The organism is Microlunatus aurantiacus (assembly GCF_039536605.1).
Classification (GTDB): domain Bacteria; phylum Actinomycetota; class Actinomycetes; order Propionibacteriales; family Propionibacteriaceae; genus Microlunatus; species Microlunatus aurantiacus.
In genome coordinates this window covers 1-1,556 of record NZ_BAAAYX010000037.1, presented here as the reverse complement: position 1 = coordinate 1,556, position 1,556 = coordinate 1, and the positions used below count along the sequence as shown (strand labels likewise).

1 protein-coding gene is annotated in these 1,556 nt (G+C 68.4%); it reads left to right on the top strand.

Going from position 1 to position 1,556, the window contains the following annotated elements; genetic code table 11:
* The first annotated feature begins 71 nt into the window (after window positions 1-71).
* Window positions 72-1,475: an IS1380 family transposase gene (locus ABD714_RS22905; RefSeq protein ID WP_344814782.1), complete on the top strand. Its 1,404-nt coding sequence runs from the start codon at window positions 72-74 to the stop codon at window positions 1,473-1,475.
* Window positions 1,476-1,556: the final 81 nt, after the last annotated feature.

The window sequence follows — 1,556 nt, the reverse complement described above, 5'->3', positions numbered from 1 at the left end:
TGCCCTTACGGGCTGGGAGATTGGGACTTGCGACGGTCCAGATCCACTCAGCTCGGAAGGGCATCTCTGAGGTGCAACTCTCTCACACGGCGAAGTCGACGTCAGCGGTGTTCGACGATCCCAATCTGGTCGGGTCAGCGGGACTGGTTCCGGTGATGCGGTTGGCAGCCCGGGCCGGGCTGGCAGAGCTGGCGGATCGGTTGTTGAGTGTGCCGACCGACAAGGGCGCCAACGCAGGGGTGAAGGTCGCCTCGTTGGTCGCGGGGATGGTCGCCGGCGCTGACTCGATCGACGATATGGCGCTGCTGCGGCACGGCGGGATGTCCAGGCTGTTCTCCCAGATCTACGCGCCGTCGACGCTGGGCTCGTTCCTGCGCATGTTCCGGTTCGGGCACGTCCGCCAGCTCGACGCGGTCGCCGCCCGGTTTCTGCACGAGCTGACAGACCTCACCCCGGTGGTCACCGCGTCGCCGTGGTTGGCGTTCGTCGATGTCGACGACACCGTCATCGGCGTGCACGGCCACGCCAAGCAGGGTGCCGGGTTCGGCTACAACCAGGTCCGGGGCCTGAACGCGCTGCTCGCCACCTTGACCGTCCCAGATGCTGCGCCGGTGATCGTGGCGCAACGGCTCCGCAAGGGCTCGTGCGCCTCGGCCCGCGGTGCGAAACGGTTGGTCGCCGATGCGGTCACCACCACCCGCCGGATCCTGCCAGCGGCCACGCCGGTGCTGGTCAGGATGGACTCGGCGTTCTACGGCCGCAACGCGGTCCACGCCGCCCTTGCTGGTGGTGCGCAGGTGTCGGTCACCACCCGGATGGACAACCGGGTCAAAGCCGCAATCGCGGCGATCCGCGACGACGCGTGGACCAGCATCGAGTACACCGATGCCGTCTTCGACGACACCACCGGGCAGTGGATCTCCCGGGCCGAGGTCGCCGAGGTCGCGTTCACTGCGTTCGCCGCTCAACCCCAGCGAGACCGGGTGCCCGGGCGGCTGATCGTGCGGCGCATCCCCGACTTCCACGCCGACGCCCATCGCGCCGTGGGGCAAGACGGCCTTTTCGACGTGTGGCGGTTCCACGCGTTCTTCACCACCACCGACCCGACCCTGCTCGACACCGTGACCGCAGACCAGGTCCACCGTCGTCACGCGATCATTGAGCAGGTCCATGCCGACCTGAAGAACTCCGCGCTCGCGCACTTGCCATCGGGAGTCTTCACCGCGAACGCCGCCTGGCTTGTCCTAGCGGTGATCGCGTTCAACCTCACCCGCACCGCTGCCACCCTCGCCGCCGCGAACCTGGCCCGGGCGACCACCGCGACCGTGCGTCGCACCCTGATCCAGATCCCGTGCCGAGTCGCGACCAGAGCACGACGGATGATCATGCACCTACCCCAAGACTGGCCCTGGCAGGCCGCCTGGACCCGGCTCAACGACCGCGTCGCCGACCCACCCGACACCGCGACCAGCTGACCACCCAGCCAGCGACGGCGCGACCAAGGACGACGTGGAACACCATCGGCAGCGAGGCCAGACGCTTCAGCACACCCGCAG